The organism is Neptunomonas marina (assembly GCF_004005935.1).
Taxonomy (GTDB): Bacteria; Pseudomonadota; Gammaproteobacteria; order Pseudomonadales; family Balneatricaceae; genus Neptunomonas; species Neptunomonas marina.
In genome coordinates, this window is record NZ_SACQ01000007.1 from 133,681 (window position 1) to 156,535 (window position 22,855).

The window sequence follows — 22,855 nt, forward strand, 5'->3', positions numbered from 1 at the left end:
CTTTCTGTACTTAGCGCAGAGAGATGTGCGGCCAGCCGTGTTCAGCGGCTGTGGCTGCGAGTGTTGGATCTGCATCGACCGCTACAGGGTTGTTGACCAGCTCTAGTAGCGGTAGGTCGTTGCGTGAGTCGCTGTAAAAGTAGCTGCCCTCAAGGGAGTGATCATTGCTTGCAAGCCAGCTGTGTAGGCGAGTCACTTTGCCCTCTTGGAAGCAGGGCGTACCAGACACGTTGCCGGTATATCGGCCATCGACCATTTCAGGGTCGGTAGCGAGAATTTCGTCGACGCCCAGCAGGTTTGCGATCGGTTCGGTGACAAAGCGGTTGGTGGCCGTGATGATCAGTAGGTAGTCGCCTTGCTCGCGGTGTTTTTGTAACAACGCGCGTGCTTTATCGGTGATCATTGGAGTCACTTTTTGCTCGAGAAACTGTTCGCGCAGCGCGAATAGTCGGTCTGGTTCGATCTCTTTAAGCGGCTTGAGTGCGAACGCGAGAAATTCGCCAATATCTAATGAGCCCGCTTGGTAGCGCTCATAAAAGTAATCGTTGGCCTGACGATAGGCGTCGGTATCAACAATGTTCTGCTCACACAGGAACTCCCCCCACGCGTGGTCACTATCACCGTTCAACAAAGTGTTGTCTAAATCAAAAATCGCCAAGCTCACGTTTTACTCTCCATTTTGCTTCGTTGGCTAGCATAGAGGGATGTGCTGAGCCTTTCAATTTTTGAGAAAAAATAACAAGTTGGCAGGCTATTTGCGGATGACGTGAAGTGTGGAACAATAGGATGAAATAGTTTTAGGGTTTTTATTGTGATTGATTCAGACGGGTTTAGACCGAATGTCGGTATCATTCTGGCAAACTCGATGGGTCAAGTGCTTTGGGCAAGAAGAATCGGGCAGAACGCTTGGCAGTTTCCGCAAGGGGGGATCAACCCCGATGAGACACCAGAACAGGCGATGTACCGAGAGCTTAAAGAGGAGATTGGCCTAACCGCCAACGATGTCGAAGTTGTTGCTGTAACACGAGGCTGGCTCCGTTATCGCTTGCCTAAACGCATGATCCGCAAGCATTCGCACCCGGTATGTATCGGGCAAAAGCAGAAATGGTATCTGTTGCGTATGTTGAGCCAAGATGATGCTGTTTCAATAGATCAGACAGATTCGCCCGAGTTCGATGGCTGGCGCTGGGTTAGTTACTGGTACCCGTTAGGTCAGGTCGTATCGTTCAAGCGCGAGGTGTACCGCAAGGCGATGAAGGAGTTATCGCCCAAGTTATCCAGAGTGGTGACATAGCGCGTAGTAAGGTGACTTGCTACTAACAATAATAAAAGGGCTGAGTCGATGCTGGAGTTGCTAAGGAAAATTGTTCAAGAAGTTAGCGCAGCATCTAATGTAGAAGCTGCGCTAAAGCTTATCGTGCGCCGCATTCAGCGCGGCATGAACACCGAAGTGTGTTCGATCTTTCTGCTCGATGAAAGCACCGAGCGCTTTGTGTTGCGCGCCACTCAAGGGCTTAATCGTAAAGCGGTGGGGCGGGCGTCGCTTGCAACCTCTGAGGGCATTGTTGGCTTGGTGGCGAAAAGAGCTGAGCCAATTAACCTCGAGGATGCTGAATCCCATCCCGCATTCTGTTATCTCAAGGACTCTGGCGAAGAGCGTTTCCACTCGTTTCTGGGTGTGCCGATTATCCATCATCGTGAGGTGTTGGGCGTGCTGGTGGTGCAGCAACAGGAGTGCCGGCGCTTCGATGAGAGTGAAGAGGCCTTTCTGGTTACCATCTCGGCGCAATTGGCCGCGGTGATCGTACATGCTGAAGCGTCGGGTGCGATGGTCGAATCACCTGAATCTGGCCACAAAGCGATCGACCGCCGCTTCGAAGGCGTGCCCGGTGCGCCCGGCGTTGCGATTGGCCAAGTGGTGGTGGTTTCGCCGCAGGCGAACTTAGACGCAGTGCCCAATAAGCGGATCACTGATGTTGATACTGAGGTGGCCTTTTTCGAGAACGCCTTAGAGCGGGTACGTAGTGATATTCGTCGCGTTAGCGCCAAGTTATCGCGGCGTTTGCGTCATGATGAGCAAGCGCTCTTCGATGTCTATCTCAAGATGCTAGAAGATAACGCACTGGCGGGTGAAGTGGTTGGACGCATTCGTGATGGGAACTGGGCGCAAGGTGCGCTGAGTAGCGTGATCAGCGAGAATGCGCAGCAATTTGCCATGATGGAAGATCCCTATTTGCGTGAGCGTGCATCGGATGTACGTGACCTTGGCCGCCGAGTCTTAGCTTATCTCCAAGAGGGTGATGGCCCGCGCACTATTGAGCTGCCTGATAACGCTATTTTGGTTGCCGATGAGTTGTCGCCAGCGATTTTAGGCGAAGTGCCTCAGGATAAACTTGCCGGGTTGATCTCGGTGAAAGGGTCTGGCAATAGTCATGCTGCCATCTTGGCGCGTTCTATGGGCATCCCAACAATTATGGGAATTGTGGATCTGCCGTACCGACACCTTCATGAGCGGCAAGTGATCCTTGATGGCTTTGCTGGCCGCTTGTATGTAGACCCATCGGAAGAGCTTGTAAGCGCCTATCAAGATATCGTTAAAGAGCAGCAAGAGGTTGCAGCAGGGCTGGCTCAGTTGAAAGAGCTTCCCGCAGTGACCACTGATGGTGAGCGGGTGCCCTTGTGGGTGAACACGGGTTTATTGGCTGATGTTGAGCGCTCGCTGGAGCGCGGCGCTGAGGGGATTGGGCTGTATCGCACTGAGATACCGTTTATGGTGCGTGACTTCTTTCCCAGTGAGCAAGAGCAGCTAGAGATCTACCGCCGCCAACTAGAGGCATTTGCGCCACGTCCAGTTACCATGCGTACCTTGGATATTGGGGGGGATAAGGCACTCCCTTACTTCCCGATCGAAGAGGAGAATCCATTTCTCGGATGGCGTGGGATTCGTGTCACGCTAGACCACCCCGAAATCTTTCTAGTTCAGATTCGTGCCATGCTGCGAGCCAACGAAGGCCTGGGGAATTTGCGCATTATGCTGCCGATGGTCTCCAGCGTACAGGAGGTGGACGAGGCGAAGCGGATGCTCGAACGTGCAATTACCGAGCTACGCGAGGAGGGCCACCAGATTGATCCACCTGAAGTGGGTGTGATGATTGAGGTGCCAGCAGCGGTGTATCAGGTGAAGCGGTTTGCTAAGCGGGTCGATTTTATCTCGGTGGGCTCAAACGATTTGGCCCAGTACATTTTAGCCGTTGATCGCAACAATCCTCGTGTTGCCAATCTCTACATGGCCTATCATCCGGCCGTGTTGCGGGCACTTGAACACATTGCACGTGAGGCGCAGCAGGAAAGCGTTCAGCTATCGATTTGTGGCGAAATGGCTGCTGATCCGGGCGGCGCCATGCTGTTGATGGCGATGGGTTACGATGTGCTCTCGATGAATGCCACCAACTTACCGCGTGTTAAATCGATTATTCGCTCCATCTCTATGCAGCAAGCGCGCGAGTTACTCGAAACCGTCTTGCAGATGGACGATGCTGAAAAAATTCAGCAATTGATCTCACAAACATTAAAACAGCTGGGTTTGAGCCGTTTATCGCAACCCCAATTACCCGACTGACGTTACCCTAGAGGTGGTAATGCCAAGTTAAAGTGTTGTGTTTGCAGTAACCCCTCCGGACCGAAGCTGCGCTCTTCTATCTCCGTGTGGCCGCTCGCTGCTTGCTTGATAAGTGTCATCGCGCGGGTGCCGTAGGTGGGCAGCTGTATAAAGCAGGACGAGAGTTGGCGCTCCCACGTTTGACTGATGCCGGTATTGGGTAGCTCTTCATCGGCTGCTTGTTGAGTGCTACTTAAAACCTGCTGTAGCGCTGCGTGCGTGTTGGTTGCGAGTGCTGCTGCGAGTTTTTGCTTGGCTAGCGTGAGCTTTGGCCACGGCGTGTCTAGCGCGGCATTACTCAAACCGTATAAACCGGGCGTGAGGCGTTTTGAAATACTGTCTTGATTTGACAGGTAGTAAAGTCCGCTATGATCACCAACAAGCAAATTAAAGCCGCCGTATTGATGCGCTTCGTGCTCAAGGCGTTTGATATAGCTAGCTGCATCTTGTGCTCCGAGCAGAAAGTCGCGAGTTAGATGGCCTCGCGAGCGCAAGTTAGGTGCGGGCTTTTTGCCATCGCGAAAGTTTGTCACCGCTGTAAACTTGCCGTTTCGGCTCAGGCCGAGCCATGTCCCGCCTTGCTCTAGATCTTTTCCGGCGATGATGCCAGTGGCAGGCCACTCGTGCATCGCTTGGGTTGGTCTGGCGTAGAACTCATCGCGATTGGCTGCCAAGACGAAGGGCAGTGGTTGGGTTGGCTGATATGCCAGCACGATTAAGCACATAGAGCGGCTCTTCTGGTAAGATTGCGGGCCAATTACTTTATCATTTCAGCTTGGGAAAGAAACGGATGCTACTCACCTTAGCGTTGTATTTATTGCTGGGCGCCGCTGCGGGTGTCGTGGCGGGCTTGTTTGGTATTGGCGGTGGCTTGCTGATTGTGCCGGTATTGGTCTTCAGTTTTGGGCTGCAGGGTATGTCCCCTGAGGTGTTAACACACGCGGCGGTCGCAACCTCTTTGGCTACCATTGTAGTGACCTCCATTAGCTCTGTGAAAGCTCACCATGCCCGAGGTGCAGTGCGTTGGGATATGTTTAAACCCGTTGCACTTGGTATCTTAGTTGGCGCGTTTCTTGGCGTTAATACGGCGGATAAGCTGCAAGGTGAGCACCTGCAAATAGCGATTGGTATCTTTGCTTTCTTGGTGGCGATACAGATGGCATTTGGTTTGAAGCCCAAAGCCGGTAGTGAAGAGCCACAGCGAAAAGAGCTCGGCATCGCAGGCAGTGTCATCGGGTATGCATCCGCTATTTTTGGTATCGGTGGCGGTACGTTGTCTGTGCCGTATCTCACTTGGCGTCGCGTGGAGATGCAAAAGGCGGTAGCAACGTCTGCGGCTTGTGGCTTACCTATCGCCTTAATGGGAGCCCTTACCAATATCTATGTCGGTTGGGATGAACCTTTACTGGCACCGTGGAGTCTGGGCTATATCTATCTGCCAGCGTTTGTCGGCATCATTATTACTAGCTCGTTTTGCGCAAAAATTGGCGCTAAGTGGGCGCATAGTTTACCGGCAGACCTCTTGAAGAAAATCTTTGCAGTGTTTCTATTGTTGGTTTCACTGCGTTTCTTACTAGCCAATTTACTGTGAGGCAACAGCACAATGTGGGTGCATGATATTGATCCCATCGCTTTGGATTTAGGCTTCCTGCAAGTCCATTGGTACGGCGTAATGTACCTCGTTGCTTTTTTAGCAGCCTTTCTGCTGGGTAGCCATCGTGCCAAACGCACACCTGGCTGGGATACCGAGCAGGTTTCAGATCTGATTTTCTGGGGGGCTGCGGGGGTGATCCTTGGTGGCCGCTTCGGCTATGTCTTGTTCTATAACTTTGACCAGTTTTTGCAGGACCCGTTATGGTTGTTTGCAGTCTGGGAGGGCGGTATGTCTTTCCATGGTGGACTGCTAGGGGTGATCGTGGCGATCACGCTGTTTGGGCGCAAGCATGGCCGCGGTTTATTTGAGATGGGCGATTTTGTAGCGCCTCTTGTGCCGATTGGGTTAGGTGTTGGACGTTTAGGTAATTTTATCGGCGGTGAACTGTGGGGTAGGACCACGGATGTATCTTGGGCTGTTGTGTTCCCGCGTGCTGCCGATGGTATGGGGCGTCATCCATCTCAGCTTTACGAAGCGGTGCTCGAGGGGTTGGTGATGTTTCTGATCCTATGGTGGTACTCGAGTACGCCCAAGCCGCGAATGGCTGTTTCAGGGCTGTTTTTGATGCTGTACGGTGTTTTTCGCTCGTTCGTTGAGCTGTATCGGGAGCCGGATAGCCACATTGGGTTTATTGCGTTTGGTTGGTTAACAAAAGGGCAGATGCTGTCGCTGCCTATGATCGCTATTGGTGCGGCGCTTATGCTGTGGGCATATACGCGTCAGGCACGATTAGGTGAAGGTGTAAGATGAAACAATACTTAGCGCTTTGTCAGCGTATTATCGATTCGGGTGAGTGGGTCGAAAACAAACGTACCGGAAAGCGTTGCCTTACGGTTATTAATGCAGATCTTACTTACGATGTAGGTGCCAATGCATTTCCGCTCATCACAACCCGTAAGAGCTACTGGAAAGCTGCAATCGCTGAGTTGCTAGGGTATTTGCGCGGCTATGATAGTGCCGCACAGTTTCGTGCTATCGGCTGTAATACATGGAACGCGAATGCCAACGAAAACGAAGCATGGTTAAGCAACCCGCACCGTCAGGGTGAAGATGATATGGGGCGTGTTTATGGTGTGCAGGGCCGCCGTTGGCAGCGGCCTGACGGCAGTACGCTAGATCAGCTGCGTAAAATTGTGGACGATCTATCTAAAGGCGTTGATGACCGTGGTGAGATTCTCACTTTTTATAATCCGGGTGAGTTTGACATGGGCTGCTTGCGGCCTTGTATGCATACGCACACCTTTTCGCTACTCGGCGATACGTTGTATCTAACCTCTTCACAGCGCTCCTGTGATGTGCCATTAGGGCTGAACTTTAATCAAATACAGGTCTTTACGCTGTTAGCGTTGATCGCGCAAATCACCGGTCACAAAGCAGGGCAGGCGTACCATAAAATTGTTAATGCACACATCTATGAAGATCAGCTCGAGCTGATGCGGGATGTGCAGTTAAAGCGTGAACCGTTTGAACTACCTAGGCTTACGATTAATCCGGATATCAAAACGCTGGAAGATATCGAAACGTGGGTGACACTAGATGACTTTGAGGTTGAAGGTTATCAGTACCACGATCCAATCCAATATCCATTCTCTGTCTAGTGATAAGCAGGCACCCAGAGTCACATAGCTTGCACTGTATGTGACTCTGGATGTTATAAGTGAGTAAGTGTTACTTCTACCAAGCTGTATATTTAAACCTAGGTTAACATTCCGGTTATATGCTCGATGACATATATATTTCCAGCTAGCATGAGTATTAAAACTGATGTGGCGATAAAATACCCTGTATAGCTTCTTATTTGGCTAGCTAACGCTCCAATTATCAATATGCAAGGCACGCTCCAAACTTGAGAATATAAGTACGTATTTAGTCCAAACAGTGAGTAAAGAACGCCGAAGGTCATAATAGAAGCCAGCGAAGAAAGCAAAAGATTGCTCCATGGTTTCGTATTCCAAGTTACCGAAAATCCCCCAATAATGACGCCGATGGATATCAATGATAGAACTATTGAAATAGCCTCTGTGGGCTTTGTCAAATAGGCTAGCTCTACCTTAATAGGGTCGTCATTTTGTATCGCTAGCATGTTTTTCTTTGTATCAGGAATAGATGGGATAAAGGTTCTTGTAACGATTTCGGGAAACCTAATAATATTGTTAATTTGGTTGTCGAAAGAAGGTGTGTACTTTTGAATAAAGGAAGTTGATGGCGAAGCAGTAGTGATTTTTTGGCTTGCGTCGCTGTTGACATTTTTTAGCGTTGAAAATAATGACGAAAGCAATAATGTAGTGGTTAGGATAATCGAGCTCCATTTAACTGCTTTCATTAAACTAAACCAGAATGGTCGCCCCTCTTTCTCACGGTATAGAAACCAAATCAACCAGCCTATATAAATAATATTTGATGACGTTACACCAACTACAAAAATAGCAGAGCTTATGAACGATAAATAGGATGCTTTTGAAGGTTTATATTTGACTAGTAAGGCTGTGAATAGCGAGAGCGCTAAGCCAAAACTACTTATTCCATAGGTGCTAGGAGTTGAACCAAAGACAATAGAGCTAAATCCTAAAGCACTAATACTCGCAACAATCAGGGCAGCTGCTGGCTTTAGCTTTAATAAACGAAATGAGAAGTATATTAGAGCGGCTTTCATCGCTGTAAAGAGCGGAAGCAGAAAGAGAGTTAGTGTGCTTCGGAGTTTTTCTGGGTTTTCTATTAATCCAGTAAGATCCAAGAGATAAGAAAGAGCATGTAAAGGTATAGAAAAATAGTACCCTAGTAATGGGTGGTTAAAGCCACCAGAGTTCCAGCCATGAGCTATAATCGCACTCGTTTGGTTTGGGTCACTATCAAATATAATATTATATTGAGAGAATATACCTAAGCTAGACCATTTTAAAGCAATTAGGTATTGTGCTAAAAATATAATTATAAATAGAGGTGCTACTATTAGCGCATCTCTGTTTTTTATGCTGGGTGTCATAATAATACCTTGAGCATTTTCTACCTTGAAATAAGTAGAACACCGAAGACAATTAAAATGGTTCCAGCGATCTTGCTTAGAGTTAGAGGCTCATTCAAAAACCAGTATGCGAAGAGCATTGTGCCTATAAAGCCAAGGCCTACAAACGGGTACGCCTTGCTCACGTCCACCTTAGCTAGCACGCCAAGCCAAACGGCCGCGCTTGATACATAAGCGAAAAGTCCGCCCAATACGAAAAAGTTGGTCATTATGGAGATAACGCCAGCTGTTAAACTGCTGCTAAAAGACTGCTGGATTTCGGGGTTTGACATCCCATTCTTTAATAAAATCTGTGCGATTACTGATAGTGAAACACTAACGAGTATCAGGGTGATGGATAGTATGTTCATAGTATTTGAGCCGTAATTGCAATTAGACAGCAAAACCCTATTGTAATCAGGCTTCCTTTATCTTTGAGTGAGAAAACGATTGGGTCATCATGCATCTCTCCTCGATGAGTTTTTATCCACATCCGCATAAGCCAATAACAAAGTGCTGGAACTATCAACCAGAGAATATCGGGCTGTTGGTATTGGTTAGTTAGGACGTTATTATTTATATAGAAGCAAAACATTAGCAACGCTAGCATTGCTGATGATGTGCCAAAGCTTTTTAAAACCGCATAGTCTTCAATATTGTAGTCCCGGCCTTTAGCGAGCTGTTTGCCTTCTGCTTCCATAGATTTTATTTCTGAGCAGCGTTTTACCAGTGCTAGGCTTAAAAAAATGAAAATAGAAAAAGCTAACAACCAGAATGAAGTTGCTACATTTATGGCGGCTGCGCCTGCAAGAATCCTTATGGTGTATAGTAAAGCAAGAGTAACAACATCCATTCCTATATATTGCTTCACTTTAAAGGAGTAGAAGAGCGTCAGCGAAAGATAAGCGAAAAGTATTAAAGAGAACGCATAGCTGAGCGAAAGGGCAACGAGTATAGATGTTGCAAATAGGCTGGCTGCAACTAAGGCAGCGCTTTTGATGCTGATAAGGCCAGCTGCTAAAGGTCTATACTTCTTTCGCGCGTGGGATCTATCAGACTCTAAGTCGACAAGGTCATTTAGGATGTATGTGGATGATGCGAGTAAGCTAAACGAGAAAAAAGCCGCAATTATGGTAAAGATGCTGTCTATTTCCGTGAAGCTTCCAGATACCAGCAATGGTACAAGAATAAGCAAGTTCTTTAGCCACTGATGTAGCCTAAGCTGCCTTGCCCATGTCTTTCCACTCACTGTGCTGATGTCAAATGTTTGGTCTACGGGGGTGATTTTTGATTGCTTTATTGCAACAGCGGATGGATTAACAAGTATGCTTTCATGAGCCTCCTTGAAAATCTCAAAATCTATAAGGTCATTTCCTGCATAGGAAAAAACTTCGGATATTTCCTTTATCTTTTTTAGTTTCTCTTTTCCTTTTAGGTTTGTTTTTTTATCACTGCTAATATAGTCATGAAAAATATCGGTATTATCTACAATGCTTTTTGCGTAAATTTCATTTGATGCAGTTGCTAGGTATATTTTCCTACCCTTCTTTTTTTCTTGCTTTAAAAAAGAAAAGAATTCTTGGTTTAATGGTAGGTTTTTAGTATCTACTTTTGAGATTTTGGATAATTGATTTTTAAGGTTAGCTATTCCTTGAGTTAGCCAAAGAAAGCAGTTTAATATAATGAAAGGATTCTTCTTGAAAGCCAATATAAAACTTTCAAAGAGTAAATCGGTCTTTGTATAGGTTCCGTCCAGATCAACAAAAAGAGGAACATCATTAACTTTATTGTCTTCCATAACTACCAATTGGTTGTTAGCATTGTGTGCGCGTAAAATACCATATAAAAGTAATAACAAAAAAGCTTTATCACCTTAAGGGTTACGCTGTGCTTGCTGCGTATAAATAGAGAAGCTTCTAGCGCGGTAAGTGGCTTTAATTTGGTACAGGTTTTTCGCCAGTTATCGCTGATTACTTAGTTCTCTTACCCCTTAATGAGGGTGCCCATCGTAAAGCGCTAAATTTAACTGCTCAGGTGGGTATCTTTTCATGATTCGCAACTAAGGTTCGCTCTTTCCTGCTGAACAAGCCTTGAATTAGGGTGTCAACGCGCCTGAAGATGTTAATATTCAGAACAAATAAGGGCGCTCCGGCAGCTTGCTAGCCCTAAGCGCTCCTTTGCTCCCTTTTTTTGCAGAATATAGATGGACGACACCATGAAACTTTCGATGATCGTAGCTCAAGCTCAAAACCGTGTTATTGGGCGTAACAACAAGTTGCCTTGGTATCTGCCAGGTGATTTGAAGTACTTCAAACAGGTAACGATGGGTAAGCCGGTCATCATGGGGCGTAAAACGTTTGAATCTATTGGTAAGCCGTTACCTGGGCGCTTAAACATCATCATCACCCGCAATGCTGAGTATCAGCAGGAGGGCTGTCAGATAGTGCAGAGCTTGGAGGCGGCGATAGAGCTAGCGGAAAGTCAGGCCCAAATTGATGGTACTGCAGAGGCGATGGTGATTGGAGGGGAAGAGATTTATCGTTTGGCGCTACCTGCGGCCGAGCGGCTCTATATTACGCAGGTTCATGCCGAAGTTGAGGGCGATGCACTTTTCCCAGCACTTGACATTGAGCAGTGGGAGGAGTTGGGTCGAGAGGATTTTTCAGCGGAGGGGCCTAACCCTTACGACTACAGCTTCGTGGTGTACGAGCGCAAGGCGAAGCTATGATTGATGCGGCACTCCTAAATTGCTTGGCAGATGGCCAGTTTCATTCCGGTCAGGAGATTGGTAAGTCTCTTGGTATCAGCCGCAGTGCGGTATGGAAGCAAGTGAAGTACCTAGAAACACTAGGTGTGGAAGTCTACTCTGTTCGAGGGCGTGGCTATCGCATCCCCGGTGGTTTGGAGTTGCTCAATGAAACTGCTGTGCAAGAGCGCTTTTCGGGGCGGCTGTCGCAAGTGGTGTCCAAGCAGGTGATAGACTCCACCAATTTGATGGCATTGCGTGAGCTCAATCAGCCAGATGCACATCGCTCTCTCTATTTGGCTGAGTATCAAGAGTCAGGAAAAGGTCGTCGAGGACGTCGTTGGGTAAGCCCTTTTGCGAGTAATCTCTATATGTCTCTGGTGTGGCGTTTTCAGCAAGGCGTGGCGGCACTCGAGGGATTGAGCTTGGTGGTCGGGGTGGCGGTCGCAGAAGCATTGCAGGCGTATGGTTTAAGTGATGTGAAACTGAAGTGGCCCAACGACCTGCTGGTTGGTCAGTCAAAGCTGGGTGGTATCCTGTTGGAGATGCAAGGGGACGCATCAGGCGAGTGCCATGTTGTTATTGGTATTGGCTTAAATGTGGCGATGCATGAAAGCGCGGCTACAGGAGTTGATCAACCATGGACGAGTGTGGCTGGAGCGTTAAAGCGCCCGGTCTCGAGAAATGAGCTGCTTATGGCGATACTTGAGCGCTTAATTGGTCGCCTAGAGGTCTTTTCTCAGCAAGGCTTTAGTGCGTTCAAGTCTCAGTGGGAGGCGTTGCACGCTTATCAGAATGATGACATTACTTTGCACTTAGGCAGTAAGCAGATATCCGGACGATGCGTAGGTGTCGATGAGCATGGTGCGTTGCTTGTTGATCAGGGTGGAGAGGTTAAAACATACCACGCAGGTGAAGTGAGCGTTAGGTTGCATGGAACTGGACATTGATATCGGCAATAGTTTTCTGAAGTGGCGCTGCCGTGATGGTGCTGATTTAGTGGCGCGTGGGCAAGTGGCAACGCAAAGTCTTGCGGGGTCGCTATTCTCGGAGCTATCGGGTTTTGCTTTAAACAAGGTGCGAATCGGTTCGGTTGCTAGCGCGGATGTTGATACGGAAGTGGCGCGCCAGTTAAAGGACGGCTTTGCTATAGAACCTGTTTTCGCGCGAACTCAGGCGCATGGTGCGGGTGTCGTGAATAGCTATGCTGAGCCTGAGCGCATGGGAGTGGATCGTTGGTTGGCCATGGTTGCTGCATACCAAGTTTCTGGTGGTGCGTGTTGTGTTGTTGATTGTGGTAGTGCCATTACGGTTGATTGGGTATCTGCTCAAGGGGTGCACCAGGGGGGTTATATTATTCCAGGGCTTAATTTAATGCAGGATGCACTTTTCAATCGTACCGCTAAGGTAAAGCGTCGCGATGCAGTTGTAACCGCTATCGAGCCTGGCATAAACACCGAGAGCGCAGTTCAAAATGGCGCTGCATATGTTCTGGCTGCTTTGGGTGAGCGTGTTGCGCGTGAGTGTGAAGTAAATGGGGCGCGCCTTTTTATATGCGGTGGTGATGGTGCGCTCTTCGCCGAGCTTATTGAGCATGTGGAATGCTTGCAGCCAGACCTCGTGTTGGATGGGTTGCAGTGGGTGTGTGAGGGATGAGGAAGTGGCTCGTCGCGTTTTTGCTGCTGAGTAATGCGTTGCTCTTTTTTGGGTTTGTCATGATCCAAGGTAGCTTTAAAGAGGATGGTGTTGAGGAAACCCTGCAAGGCGTCCCTTTGGTATTTGTTAAGGATGCGCAGGTGCAGTTGGTTCCTCGCGTGGATGTGGCCGATAGCCGCCAACAGGATGTTGAACGTGAAGTGGTGCGCAGTTGTTATATTTTGTCTGGCATTGCTAGTAAGCGTTCCGCAGATGAGGTGTCGGACTTTCTTATTGAGCAGCGTTATCAGCCCCTGGTGACTACAGTGACTCGAGAAGGCTTAATGTACGATGTTGTCGTGAATAAGGGCTGGCAAGATCGCTTAGAGGAGGTGGCGGGTAGACTGCTGCAAAATGATATTCGGTTACGGTCGGTTGCACGCGATGGCGAACCTATCCTACTGGCGGGTGAGTTTGATGACTTGCGCGACGCAGAGGCTTTGTTAGCGAAAGTAGGAGCACAAAAAAAGCATCTGGTCATTCAGCAAAGAAAGACGGATAAAGCCTTTTATAATGTGCGCTATGGTTTTGATGTTGGTGATAAATTAGTCAATAAAATCAATGCAGTGTTGCGGGATAGCTATAAAAACCTAAAAATTGAAAAAAAGTTATGCAAAGGGGTTGCAGGCTAAAAAAATATCAGTAACATATGCGCCACTTCGTTAGACGCCGGCATAGCTCAGTTGGTAGAGCAACTGACTTGTAATCAGTAGGTCCCGAGTTCGACTCTTGGTGCCGGCACCACGAAGTATCATTGTTGGTGGGGTTCCCGAGTGGCCAAAGGGATCAGACTGTAAATCTGACGCGAAAGCTTCGGTGGTTCGAATCCACCCCCCACCACCATGACGCTGGGTTCGGCGGGTATGGTATAGTGGCTATTACCTCAGCCTTCCAAGCTGAAGAGGCGGGTTCGATTCCCGCTACCCGCTCCAGAGTTACACATCAAGCTCAAGTAGCTCAGGGGTAGAGCACACCCTTGGTAAGGGTGAGGTCGGCGGTTCAATTCCGCTCTTGAGCTCCAGATTTTCTTAAGGGTAGATATATTATTATGTCTGCCCTTTGTTGTATTTGTGGTTTAGTGATTCATTAAGCGACCAGTTTAGGAATAGCAGCGATGGCAAAAGCATCATTTGAACGTAATCTGCCGCACGTTAACGTAGGTACAATCGGCCACGTTGACCACGGCAAAACAACTTTGACAGCAGCTCTGACACGTGTATGTGCAGAAGTATTCGGTGGTGAAGCGGTAGCATTCGATGGTATCGACAACGCACCAGAAGAGCGTGAGCGTGGTATCACAATCTCTACATCACACGTAGAGTACGAATCAAACACACGTCACTACGCGCACGTAGACTGCCCAGGACACGCTGACTACGTTAAGAACATGATCACCGGTGCTGCTCAGATGGACGGCGCGATCCTAGTATGTGGCGCAACTGACGGCCCAATGCCTCAGACGCGTGAGCACATCCTACTATCTCGTCAGGTAGGTGTACCTTACATCGTAGTATTCCTAAACAAAGCTGACCTGCTAGCAGAAGACTGTGGCGGCGTTGACTCTGAAGAATACGAAGAGATGAAAGAGCTGGTTGAAATGGAGATCCGTGAGCTGCTAGACACTTACGAATTCCCAGGCGACGACACGCCAATCATCTGCGGCTCTGCACTGATGGCACTGAACGGCGAAGACGACAACGAGCTGGGTACAACAGCGGTTAAGCAGCTGGTTGAAGCACTAGACAGCTACATCCCAGAGCCAGAGCGTGCAATCGACGGTGCATTCATCATGCCAATCGAGGACGTATTCTCAATCTCTGGTCGTGGTACGGTAGTAACAGGTCGTGTAGAGCGCGGTATCATCAAAGTTGGTGAAGAGATCGAGATCGTCGGTATCCGTGAAACTCAGACGACAACATGTACAGGTGTAGAGATGTTCCGTAAGCTGCTTGACGAAGGTCGTGCAGGTGAGAACGTTGGTGCACTGTTGCGTGGTACTAAGCGTGACGAAGTAGAGCGTGGTCAAGTATTGGCTAAGCCTGGTTCAATCCAGCCGCACACAAACTTCGAATGTGAAGTATACGTACTGTCTAAAGATGAAGGTGGTCGTCACACGCCATTCTTCAAAGGCTACCGTCCACAGTTCTACTTCCGTACAACGGACGTAACAGGTTCTTGTGAACTGCCAGAAGGCGTGGAAATGGTTATGCCAGGCGACAACGTTCAAATGAACGTAACACTGATCGCGCCAATCGCAATGGACGAAGGTCTGCGTTTTGCGATTCGTGAAGGTGGTCGTACAGTAGGTGCAGGTGTTGTATCTAAAGTAATTGCGTAATATCTGAAAAAAGGTATTGCCAATCAACAGGGTGGCGACTATAATGTGCCTCCCTGTTTTAAATAGGCCAGTGGCTCAATTGGCAGAGCAGCGGTCTCCAAAACCGCAGGTTGGGGGTTCGAGTCCCTCCTGGCCTGCCACTTACAGTCGTGAGTGGCGTCATTAAAAACGCAAGCTTTTCAAGCAGAGGCGATTAAGCGTGAATTCAAAAGTAGCATCTGAAGGGTCTAAGTTCGATATCGTTAAGTGGCTGGTTGTTGTGCTGCTTATTGCGGTTGGAGTGGTTGGTAACTCGCTGTATTCCGATCAGTCGCTGCTGTATCGTGTTATTGCTTTGCTTGTGCTGGCTGGTGTTGCCGGCTTTGTTGCGTTTCAGACAGAAAAGGGTCGCGCGTTTTTCACGCTTTTTAAAGAAGCGAAGAATGAAATTCGTAAGGTTGTATGGCCAACACGTCAGGAGACGTTGCAGACAACGGCGATGGTTGTCGTGGTTGTGTTGCTGATTGGTTTGTTTTTGTGGGGGCTGGACTCGCTATTGGCGTGGATGGTTTCTAGTGCGATTGGTTAGAGGGTAGGGTAATGGCTAAGCTTTGGTACATCGTTCATGCTCACTCTAACTACGAGAAGCGTGTTAAAACTCTTTTAGAAGAAGATATTAATCTAAAAGGGTTGCAGGATTTATTTGGTCGCGTGTTGGTTCCAACCGAAGAGGTTGTTGAGATTCGTGACGGTAAAAAGCGCAAGTCTGAGCGTAAGTTGTATCCAGGATATGTGTTTGTTGAGATGGATATGACAGATGAGGCTTGGCATTTAGTTAAGCACACTAACTATGTATTAGGTTTTGTTGGTGGTACGGCTGAAAAGCCGGCGCCTATGACTCCACGTGAAGCTGAAGATGTGTTGGCGCGTGTTGAGAGTAGTGTTGATAAGCCGAAGCCTAAGACAGTATTTGAGCCAGGTGAAATGGTTCGTGTTGCAGATGGTCCTTTTGCTGATTTTAACGGTGTTGTTGAAGAAGTTGACTATGAAAAGAATCGCTTGAAAGTTGCGGTGCTTATTTTTGGTCGATCTACGCCTGTTGAGCTTGAGTTTGGTCAGGTAGAAAAGGTCTAAGTTAATAGTTGATATAAAGCCCTGTCTCTTTAGGCAGGGTTTTCTGTTGTGAAAGGGGAGCCGAAAGGCGATTAACCCAATCAGGAGAGTCTAAAATGGCTAAGAAAATTGAAGCTTACATTAAGCTGCAAGTAAAAGCGGGTCAAGCGAACCCAAGTCCACCAGTTGGTCCAGCACTGGGTCAGCATGGTGTTAATATCATGGAATTCTGTAAAGCGTTTAACGCTGAGACTCAGAGCCTTGAATCTGGTCTGCCAATTCCAGTTGTTATCACAGTTTACAGTGATCGTAGCTTTACATTCATCACGAAAACTCCACCAGCATCTATCTTGTTGAAGAAGGCTGCAGGCATTAAGAGTGGTTCTGGCCGCCCTAATACTGAAAAAGTGGGTACAGTAACACGTGCTCAGCTTGAAGAGATCGCTACTACTAAAGCGGCTGATTTGACGGCTGCTGATATGGATGCTGCTGTTCGCACAATCGCGGGTAGTGCACGTAGCATGGGTCTGAATGTAGAGGGTGTTGAGTAATGGCTAAGCTAACTAAGCGCCAAAAGGCGATCAACGAAGTTGTTGAAGCGGGTAAGGCATACTCTATCCAAGAAGCAGTAGAAGTACTTGCTAAAGTATCTACAGTTGGCTTTAAAGAGTCTGTTGATGTTTCCGTAAATCTGGGCGTTGATCCGCGTAAATCTGATCAGGTTGTTCGTGGTTCTACTGTTCTGCCAAACGGCACAGGTAAAGATGTTCGCGTCGCTGTTTTCGCACAAGGTGAAAACGCTGAGAAAGCGAAAGAAGCGGGTGCTGATGTTGTAGGTTTCGAAGATCTTGCTGAAGCTATGAAAGGCGGGGATCTGAACTTTGGTGTTGTTATTGCGACTCCTGACGCTATGCGCGTTGTTGGTCAGCTAGGTCAAGTGCTAGGTCCTCGTGGCCTGATGCCTAACCCGAAAGTTGGCACAGTAACACCAGACGTTGCGACAGCAGTTAAAAACGCTAAAGCGGGTCAAGCACGTTTCCGTACAGACAAAAACGGCATCATCCACGCAGGCGTGGGTAAAGTTGATTTTGACGCGGCTGCTATCAAAGGCAACGTAGAAGCGTTGTTGGCTGACCTGAAGAAGCTGAAGCCAGCTTCTGCTAAAGGCGTTTACATCAAGAAAGTTACACTGTCCTCTACTATGGGGCCAGGCCTAGTTATCGATCAGTCTTCACTAGAAGCATAATCGTAATTAGTTAAGGTTTTTTGAGGGTCTTCGTGACCTGTTAGACAGAGACGAAGGCCGTCAAAGACCGCAGGTGATGCGGTTGCGCATCTTAATGGTTTCCAGCCTGCGCAGACGGTGAATACCACCGTACTCGAAACTCTATTTAGGTAGAGGGTAAACAGTCGAAAGACTATATCCAGGAGTAAATTGTGGCATTAGGACTAGAAGACAAAAAAGCGATCGTTGCTGAAGTCCAAGAAGCTGCTCAAGGCGCGCTATCTGCTGTTGTTGCAGACTCACGTGGTGTAACCGTGGGTGATATGACTGCACTTCGTAAAGAAGCTCGCGAAAATGGCGTTTGGTTGCGTGTAGTGCGTAACACACTGGCACGCCGAGCAGTGGTTGGTACTGAATACGAGTGCTTGTCTGATTCTTTCGTAGGCCCAACAATTATCGCGTTCTCTAACGAACACCCAGGTGCGGGCGCCCGTATCTTGCGTGACTTCGCGAAAGACAACGATAAGTTGGAGCTTAAATCAGCAGCTTTCGAAGGTGAAGTAGTTGACGTTGCGATGCTGGCAAGCTTGCCAACATACGACGAAGCTATTGCGAAGCTGATGAGCTGCATGAAAGAAGCAGCAGCAGGCAAGTTGGTACGTACACTGGCAGCTGTTCGCGATCAGAAAGAGGAAGCTGCAGCTTAATTTTGCTGTGCTTCATAAAAGATTTAATGAGCTTAGGCTCCACTAATTTTGTAGGAATAAGTCATGTCTCTGACTAAAGAAGATATCATCAACGCTATCGCTGAAATGTCTGTTAAGGACGTTGTTGAGCTAGTTGAAGCAATGGAAGAAAAATTCGGTGTTACAGCTGCAGCTGCAGTTGTTGCTGGTCCTGCTGCTGAAGGCGGCGCTGCAGGTGGCGAGCAAACTGAATTCGACGTTGTTCTAACAGCAGCAGGCGATAAGAAAGTTAACGTAATCAAAGCAGTACGTGGCGCAACTGGCCTTGGCTTGAAAGAAGCTAAAGCAATGGTTGACGGCGCACCTGCAACTGTTAAAGAAGGCGTTAGCAAAGAAGAAGCTGAAGAGCTTAAAGCTGCGTTGGAAGAAGCTGGCGCTTCTGTTGAGCTTAAGTAATCGCGCTTATGCTCTACAAGCAGCATAGTACTGCTTGATATACCTATGGCTGGTGGCATTTTGCTACCGGCCTTTTTCCGTTATTTATAGACGACAAATAAATAGCGGCAGCACAGACTGGAAGCTCCCTTCCTGGACTGCTTCTCAACTTGGTGCACATGCTGGGGAACACTGATGGCTTATTCGTATACTGAAAAGAAACGCATCCGAAAAGACTTTAGCAAATTAGCGCAAGTCATGGATGTCCCTTACTTGCTGGCGATCCAGCTCGACTCCTACCGTAGATTCCTGCAAGAGGGTGGGGATTCTGGAGATCGTAAAGAAGAAGGTTTGCACGCAGCATTCAAATCTGTTTTTCCAATTGTCTCATATTCTGGCAATGCTGCGTTGGAATACGTTGGCTATCGCTTAGGTGAGCCTGTCTTTGATGTTAAAGAGTGTCAGCTACGTGGTGTCACGTATGCGGCGCCTTTGCGCGTAAAAGTGCGTCTTGTTATCTATGATCGCGAATCATCTAATAAAGCGATTAAAGACATCAAGGAACAAGAAGTTTATATGGGCGAAATGCCCCTAATGACGGACAACGGTACGTTCGTCGTTAACGGTACTGAGCGTGTTATCGTTTCTCAGTTGCACCGTTCGCCTGGTGTGTTCTTTGACCATGACAAAGGTAAAACACACTCTTCTGGTAAGTTGCTCTACTCAGCACGCATTATTCCTTACCGTGGTTCTTGGCTGGATTTCGAGTTTGATCCAAAAGATAATCTGTTTGTCCGTATTGACCGTCGTCGTAAGCTGCCAGCGACTATTTTGTTGCGAGCGCTCGGTTATGAAGCAGGTGAGATCCTCGAAACATTCTTTGAGAATACGTCGTGGTCGTTGGCCGCTGACGGTATCCGCATGGAGCTTGTACCAGAGCGTCTGCGCGGTGAAACGATGTCTTTCGAGATCAAGAACCCAGACGGTGACGTGATTGTAGAAGCGGGTCGTCGTATTACGCCGCGCCACATTCGCTCAATGGCTAAGGCTGACATGACTCAGCTAGATGTGCCTGTTGAGTACTTGGTGGGCAAAGCGATTGCTAAAGACCTAGTTGATCCAGCTACCGGTGAGCTGATCTGTGCCTGTAACAGCGAAGTGACAGAAGAACTGATTGCTAAACTGGTTGCAGCCAACGTAACTGAGATCGAAACGCTTTACACGAACGATCTTGACTGTGGTTCGTTCATCTCCGAAACACTGCGTATCGACCCAACGCGCAGCCAGCTGGAAGCATTGGTAGAGATCTACCGTATGATGCGCCCGGGTGAGCCGCCAACAAAAGAATCTGCGGAAGCACTGTTTGAAAACCTGTTCTTCTCTGAAGAGCGTTATGACATGTCTGCGGTCGGTCGAATGAAGTTCAACCGTCGCTTGGGTCGTGAGCAAGAGACAGGATCTGGCGTTCTCGACAAAGACGATATCCTAGACGTGATGAAAACGTTGATCGATATCCGTAACGGTAAAGGCATTGTCGACGATATCGACCACTTGGGTAACCGTCGTATCCGTTCGGTTGGTGAGATGGCCGAGAACCAGTTCCGTGTTGGTCTCGTTCGTGTTGAGCGTGCTGTTCGTGAACGTCTGAGCATGGCTGAGTCAGATAATCTGATGCCTCAGGATTTGATTAACGCGAAGCCTGTCGCTGCCGCGGTGAAAGAGTTCTTTGGTTCATCTCAGCTGTCTCAGTTCATGGACCAAAACAACCCGCTGTCGGAAGTTACCCACAAGCGTCGTGTTTCTGCATTGGGCCCTGGTGGTTTGACGCGTGAGCGCGCAGGCTTTGAGGTACGAGATGTACACCCAACTCACTATGGTCGTGTATGTCCAATCGAGACGCCGGAAGGTCCAAACATCGGTTTGATCAACTCATTGGCAACGTTCGCGCGTACCAATGACTTTGGTTTCTTGGAAACGCCTTATCGTAAAGTTGTTGATTGTGTTGTTACTGATGAGATCGAGTATCTCTCCGCAATCGAAGAGAACAACTATGTTATCGCACAGGCATCTGCGCCAGTTGATCAGGACAATCGCCTTACAAGTGACATGGTAACGGTTCGTCACCTGAACGAAACAACAGTAATGGCGCCTGAGAAAGTCGACTACATGGACGTGTCTCCACGTCAGGTAGTATCGATTGCCGCCTCTTTGATTCCATTCCTTGAGCACGATGATGCGAACCGTGCCTTGATGGGATCGAACATGCAACGTCAAGCGGTACCAACGCTGCGTGCTGACAAGCCGCTCGTGGGAACCGGCATGGAGCGTTACGTAGCGCGTGACTCGGGTGTGTGTATTACCGCCAAGCGTGGTGGTGTTGTTGAGTCTGTGGATGCGGCACGTATCGTGGTACGTGTACGCGATGAAGAAGTGACTGCAGGCGATGCAGGTGTAGATATCTATAACCTGACGAAATACACGCGTTCGAACCAGAATACATGTATCAACCAGCGCTCTATCGTGCGCCCTGGTGAGACGGTTAACCGTGGCGACATCATGGCAGATGGTCCATCTGTAGATATGGGTGAGCTGGCACTCGGTCAGAACATGCGTATCGCCTTCATGCCTTGGAACGGTTACAACTTCGAGGACTCGATCCTAATCTCTGAGCGTGTTGTTCAGGAAGATCGTTTTACGACGATTCATATCCAAGAACTAACGTGCGTAGCGCGTGACACTAAGCTGGGCTCTGAAGAGATCACTTCGGATATTCCAAACGTCGGTGAATCTGCACTGGCTAAGCTAGACGAAGCCGGTATTGTGCACATCGGTGCTGAAGTCGGCCCTGGCGATATTCTGGTTGGTAAAGTAACACCAAAAGGTGAAACTCAGCTGACTCCAGAAGAGAAGCTACTGCGTGCTATCTTTGGTGAAAAAGCATCGGACGTAAAAGATACCTCTTTGCGTGTGAAGGGCGGTACTACCGGTAAGGTTATCGATGTACAGGTATTCACGCGTGATGGTGTGCCGAAGGATACTCGCGCGCTTTCTATCGAGAAAGACGAGCTTGATGCGATCCGTAAGGATCTGAACGAAGAGTTCCGTATCGTTGAGCAAGCAACATTTGAACGTCTGTCTCGCGTATTGGTCGGTCAGGTTGCTGATGGCGGTGCTGGTCTTGGTAAAGGCGATACGATCAGCGAAGACTTCTTGGCAGATCTGAAGCATGAAGATTGGTTCAAGATTCGTGTCGCTGATGATGCAGTGGCAGAACAACTTGAGCAAGCGAAAACTCAGCTTGAAGAGCGCCGCGAAGAGCTGGATAAGAAGTTCGAAGATAAGAAGCGTAAGCTGCAAACAGGCGATGATTTAGCACCAGGCGTGTTGAAGATCGTGAAGGTGTATGTAGCAACAAAGCGTCGCGTTCAGCCAGGTGATAAGATGGCCGGCCGTCACGGTAACAAGGGTGTTATCTCCGTTATCATGCCGGTTGAAGATATGCCTTATGACGAGCATGGCGAGCCGGTTGATATCGTGCTTAACCCGCTGGGTGTACCATCGCGTATGAACGTAGGTCAGATCCTTGAGACACACATGGGTATGGCTGCTAAAGGCTTGGGTCGTCGGATCAATGCGATGGTTGAGCAAGAGCGTGAGCGCGCAGAAACGGTTGCTGAAGTACGTGGCTTCTTGCATCAGATCTACAACACAGACTTGGGTGCGGGCATGAACAGCCGTACTGAAGATCTGGATAGCTTCTCTGATGACGAGATCATGGAGCTTGCGAAGAACCTGTGTGGTGGTGTGCCATTGGCGACACCGGCATTCGACGGTGCGAAAGAAGTAGAAATCAAAGAGTTGCTACGTTTGGCTAACTTGAATGATTCTGGTCAGTGCACATTGTTTGATGGCCGTACGGGCGAGCAGTTTAACCGTCAAGTAACTGTTGGTTACATGTACATGCTGAAGCTTAACCACTTGGTTGATGACAAGATGCACGCTCGTTCTACGGGTTCTTACAGCCTTGTTACGCAGCAGCCATTGGGCGGTAAAGCTCAGTTTGGTGGTCAGCGCTTTGGTGAGATGGAGGTGTGGGCACTCGAGGCGTACGGCGCAGCTTACACGCTTCAGGAAATGCTCACAGTGAAGTCGGATGACGTCAATGGACGTACGAAGATGTACAAAAACATCGTTGATGGCGATCACAGAATGGAGCCGGGAATGCCGGAGTCATTCAACGTATTGATCAAGGAGATCCGTTCTCTGGGTATCGATATCGAGCTCGAAAACGAATAAGCATTCCCGAATCACCAGAATGGAGGCGA

The 22,855-nt window shown here is 48.4% G+C and carries 22 protein-coding genes and 5 tRNA genes; 22 read left to right on the forward strand and 5 right to left on the reverse strand.

Going from position 1 to position 22,855, the window contains the following annotated elements; translation table 11 throughout:
• Positions 1-10 precede the first annotated feature (10 nt).
• Entirely contained in the window at positions 11-664 is a 654-nt protein-coding gene (locus tag EOE65_RS14615) for a histidinol-phosphatase (protein WP_127695062.1), read from the reverse strand.
• 147 nt (positions 665-811) lie between these two features.
• Here EOE65_RS14615 and EOE65_RS14620 point away from each other — a divergent pair, with 147 nt between their 5' ends.
• A complete protein-coding gene (locus EOE65_RS14620; RefSeq protein WP_127695063.1) occupies positions 812-1,294 on the forward strand; it encodes an RNA pyrophosphohydrolase in 483 nt (160 codons plus the stop codon).
• 48 nt (positions 1,295-1,342) lie between these two features.
• Positions 1,343-3,619: a phosphoenolpyruvate--protein phosphotransferase gene (ptsP, locus tag EOE65_RS14625; protein ID WP_127695064.1), complete on the forward strand. Its 2,277-nt coding sequence runs from the start codon at positions 1,343-1,345 to the stop codon at positions 3,617-3,619.
• 2 nt (positions 3,620-3,621) lie between these two features.
• Here the strand turns inward: ptsP and EOE65_RS14630 are convergent, their stop codons facing one another.
• The gene (locus tag EOE65_RS14630; protein ID WP_127695065.1) at positions 3,622-4,383 is read right to left on the reverse strand and encodes an NRDE family protein; all 762 of its coding nucleotides are present in this window, start codon (positions 4,381-4,383) and stop codon (positions 3,622-3,624) included.
• 65 nt (positions 4,384-4,448) lie between these two features.
• Here EOE65_RS14630 and EOE65_RS14635 point away from each other — a divergent pair, with 65 nt between their 5' ends.
• Genes EOE65_RS14635 through EOE65_RS14645 form a run of 3 tightly spaced genes read left to right on the forward strand, consistent with a single transcriptional unit; the run spans position 4,449 to position 6,910 of the window.
• Entirely contained in the window at positions 4,449-5,249 is an 801-nt protein-coding gene (locus EOE65_RS14635; RefSeq protein ID WP_127695066.1) for a sulfite exporter TauE/SafE family protein, read from the forward strand.
• 12 nt (positions 5,250-5,261) lie between these two features.
• Positions 5,262-6,062 (forward strand): prolipoprotein diacylglyceryl transferase, encoded by an 801-nt coding sequence (gene lgt / locus EOE65_RS14640; RefSeq protein ID WP_127695067.1) that lies wholly within the window; start codon positions 5,262-5,264, stop codon positions 6,060-6,062.
• The gene (locus EOE65_RS14645) at positions 6,059-6,910 is read left to right on the forward strand and encodes a thymidylate synthase (protein WP_127695068.1); all 852 of its coding nucleotides are present in this window, start codon (positions 6,059-6,061) and stop codon (positions 6,908-6,910) included. Before lgt ends, EOE65_RS14645 begins: the two co-directional genes overlap by 4 nt.
• Positions 6,911-7,008: 98 nt before the next feature.
• On the opposite strand, the gene EOE65_RS14650 is transcribed toward EOE65_RS14645, so the two are convergent.
• The 3 genes from EOE65_RS14650 to EOE65_RS14660 are packed head-to-tail and all read right to left on the reverse strand — an operon-like array spanning position 7,009 to position 10,171.
• Complete coding sequence (locus EOE65_RS14650; RefSeq protein WP_127695069.1) at positions 7,009-8,295, reverse strand: hypothetical protein; 1,287 nt, start codon at positions 8,293-8,295, stop codon at positions 7,009-7,011.
• A 20-nt stretch (positions 8,296-8,315) separates the two neighbouring features.
• Positions 8,316-8,684, reverse strand: coding sequence for an EamA family transporter (locus EOE65_RS18405; RefSeq protein ID WP_127695070.1), 369 nt, complete (start codon positions 8,682-8,684; stop codon positions 8,316-8,318).
• A complete protein-coding gene (locus tag EOE65_RS14660; RefSeq protein WP_127695071.1) occupies positions 8,681-10,171 on the reverse strand; it encodes a UbiA family prenyltransferase in 1,491 nt (496 codons plus the stop codon). Before EOE65_RS14660 ends, EOE65_RS18405 begins: the two co-directional genes overlap by 4 nt.
• Positions 10,172-10,528: 357 nt before the next feature.
• Here EOE65_RS14660 and EOE65_RS14665 point away from each other — a divergent pair, with 357 nt between their 5' ends.
• From EOE65_RS14665 to rpoB, 17 genes are all read left to right on the forward strand, one after another.
• Complete coding sequence (locus EOE65_RS14665) at positions 10,529-11,041, forward strand: dihydrofolate reductase (RefSeq protein WP_127695072.1); 513 nt, start codon at positions 10,529-10,531, stop codon at positions 11,039-11,041.
• The gene (gene birA / locus EOE65_RS14670; RefSeq protein WP_127695073.1) at positions 11,038-12,009 is read left to right on the forward strand and encodes a bifunctional biotin--[acetyl-CoA-carboxylase] ligase/biotin operon repressor BirA; all 972 of its coding nucleotides are present in this window, start codon (positions 11,038-11,040) and stop codon (positions 12,007-12,009) included. The genes EOE65_RS14665 and birA overlap by 4 nt, the downstream gene beginning before the upstream one ends.
• Positions 11,993-12,715, forward strand: a complete 723-nt coding sequence (locus tag EOE65_RS14675) for a type III pantothenate kinase (RefSeq protein WP_127695074.1) — start codon at positions 11,993-11,995, stop codon at positions 12,713-12,715. Before birA ends, EOE65_RS14675 begins: the two co-directional genes overlap by 17 nt.
• Positions 12,712-13,386: a hypothetical protein gene (locus EOE65_RS14680; RefSeq protein WP_127695075.1), complete on the forward strand. Its 675-nt coding sequence runs from the start codon at positions 12,712-12,714 to the stop codon at positions 13,384-13,386. The genes EOE65_RS14675 and EOE65_RS14680 overlap by 4 nt, the downstream gene beginning before the upstream one ends.
• Positions 13,387-13,422: 36 nt before the next feature.
• Positions 13,423-13,498 (forward strand) — tRNA-Thr (locus EOE65_RS14685).
• A 15-nt stretch (positions 13,499-13,513) separates the two neighbouring features.
• Positions 13,514-13,597: transfer RNA gene (locus tag EOE65_RS14690), tRNA-Tyr, on the forward strand.
• A gap of 14 nt (positions 13,598-13,611) precedes the next feature.
• Positions 13,612-13,686, forward strand: a tRNA-Gly gene (locus EOE65_RS14695).
• A 14-nt stretch (positions 13,687-13,700) separates the two neighbouring features.
• Positions 13,701-13,775, forward strand: a tRNA-Thr gene (locus EOE65_RS14700).
• A gap of 93 nt (positions 13,776-13,868) precedes the next feature.
• A complete protein-coding gene (tuf, locus tag EOE65_RS14705) occupies positions 13,869-15,092 on the forward strand; it encodes an elongation factor Tu (protein ID WP_127695076.1) in 1,224 nt (407 codons plus the stop codon).
• Positions 15,093-15,156: 64 nt separating this feature from the next.
• Positions 15,157-15,232: transfer RNA gene (locus EOE65_RS14710), tRNA-Trp, on the forward strand.
• Between the two features lie 59 nt (positions 15,233-15,291).
• Positions 15,292-15,660, forward strand: coding sequence for a preprotein translocase subunit SecE (gene secE / locus EOE65_RS14715; protein WP_127695077.1), 369 nt, complete (start codon positions 15,292-15,294; stop codon positions 15,658-15,660).
• 11 nt (positions 15,661-15,671) lie between these two features.
• Positions 15,672-16,205 carry a transcription termination/antitermination protein NusG gene (nusG, locus tag EOE65_RS14720; protein ID WP_127695078.1) on the forward strand — a complete coding sequence of 178 codons (534 nt, stop codon included), beginning with the start codon at positions 15,672-15,674 and terminating at the stop codon, positions 16,203-16,205.
• Between the two features lie 95 nt (positions 16,206-16,300).
• The gene (gene rplK, locus EOE65_RS14725; protein WP_127695079.1) at positions 16,301-16,735 is read left to right on the forward strand and encodes a 50S ribosomal protein L11; all 435 of its coding nucleotides are present in this window, start codon (positions 16,301-16,303) and stop codon (positions 16,733-16,735) included.
• A complete protein-coding gene (gene rplA, locus EOE65_RS14730) occupies positions 16,735-17,430 on the forward strand; it encodes a 50S ribosomal protein L1 (RefSeq protein ID WP_127695080.1) in 696 nt (231 codons plus the stop codon). The genes rplK and rplA overlap by 1 nt, the downstream gene beginning before the upstream one ends.
• A gap of 191 nt (positions 17,431-17,621) precedes the next feature.
• Positions 17,622-18,116: a 50S ribosomal protein L10 gene (gene rplJ / locus EOE65_RS14735; protein ID WP_127695081.1), complete on the forward strand. Its 495-nt coding sequence runs from the start codon at positions 17,622-17,624 to the stop codon at positions 18,114-18,116.
• Between the two features lie 63 nt (positions 18,117-18,179).
• Positions 18,180-18,551, forward strand: a complete 372-nt coding sequence (gene rplL, locus EOE65_RS14740) for a 50S ribosomal protein L7/L12 (protein ID WP_127695082.1) — start codon at positions 18,180-18,182, stop codon at positions 18,549-18,551.
• 174 nt (positions 18,552-18,725) lie between these two features.
• Entirely contained in the window at positions 18,726-22,826 is a 4,101-nt protein-coding gene (gene rpoB, locus EOE65_RS14745; RefSeq protein ID WP_127695083.1) for a DNA-directed RNA polymerase subunit beta, read from the forward strand.
• Positions 22,827-22,855: the final 29 nt, after the last annotated feature.

Bases quoted from the DNA above. Each gene is read 5' to 3' on its own strand.
- ptsP (WP_127695064.1), top strand. From the start codon at position 1,343: ATGCTGGAGTTGCTAAGGAAAATTGTTCAAGAAGTTAGCGCAGCATCT.
- EOE65_RS14630 (WP_127695065.1), bottom strand. From the start codon at position 4,383: ATGTGCTTAATCGTGCTGGCATATCAGCCAACCCAACCACTGCCCTTC.
- EOE65_RS14635 (WP_127695066.1), top strand. From the start codon at position 4,449: ATGCTACTCACCTTAGCGTTGTATTTATTGCTGGGCGCCGCTGCGGGT.
- lgt (WP_127695067.1), top strand. From the start codon at position 5,262: ATGTGGGTGCATGATATTGATCCCATCGCTTTGGATTTAGGCTTCCTG.
- EOE65_RS14645 (WP_127695068.1), top strand. From the start codon at position 6,059: ATGAAACAATACTTAGCGCTTTGTCAGCGTATTATCGATTCGGGTGAG.
- EOE65_RS14650 (WP_127695069.1), bottom strand. From the start codon at position 8,295: ATGACACCCAGCATAAAAAACAGAGATGCGCTAATAGTAGCACCTCTA.
- EOE65_RS18405 (WP_127695070.1), bottom strand. From the start codon at position 8,684: ATGAACATACTATCCATCACCCTGATACTCGTTAGTGTTTCACTATCA.
- EOE65_RS14665 (WP_127695072.1), top strand. From the start codon at position 10,529: ATGAAACTTTCGATGATCGTAGCTCAAGCTCAAAACCGTGTTATTGGG.
- birA (WP_127695073.1), top strand. From the start codon at position 11,038: ATGATTGATGCGGCACTCCTAAATTGCTTGGCAGATGGCCAGTTTCAT.
- EOE65_RS14675 (WP_127695074.1), top strand. From the start codon at position 11,993: ATGGAACTGGACATTGATATCGGCAATAGTTTTCTGAAGTGGCGCTGC.
- EOE65_RS14680 (WP_127695075.1), top strand. From the start codon at position 12,712: ATGAGGAAGTGGCTCGTCGCGTTTTTGCTGCTGAGTAATGCGTTGCTC.
- tuf (WP_127695076.1), top strand. From the start codon at position 13,869: ATGGCAAAAGCATCATTTGAACGTAATCTGCCGCACGTTAACGTAGGT.
- nusG (WP_127695078.1), top strand. From the start codon at position 15,672: ATGGCTAAGCTTTGGTACATCGTTCATGCTCACTCTAACTACGAGAAG.
- rplK (WP_127695079.1), top strand. From the start codon at position 16,301: ATGGCTAAGAAAATTGAAGCTTACATTAAGCTGCAAGTAAAAGCGGGT.
- rplA (WP_127695080.1), top strand. From the start codon at position 16,735: ATGGCTAAGCTAACTAAGCGCCAAAAGGCGATCAACGAAGTTGTTGAA.
- rplL (WP_127695082.1), top strand. From the start codon at position 18,180: ATGTCTCTGACTAAAGAAGATATCATCAACGCTATCGCTGAAATGTCT.
- rpoB (WP_127695083.1), top strand. From the start codon at position 18,726: ATGGCTTATTCGTATACTGAAAAGAAACGCATCCGAAAAGACTTTAGC.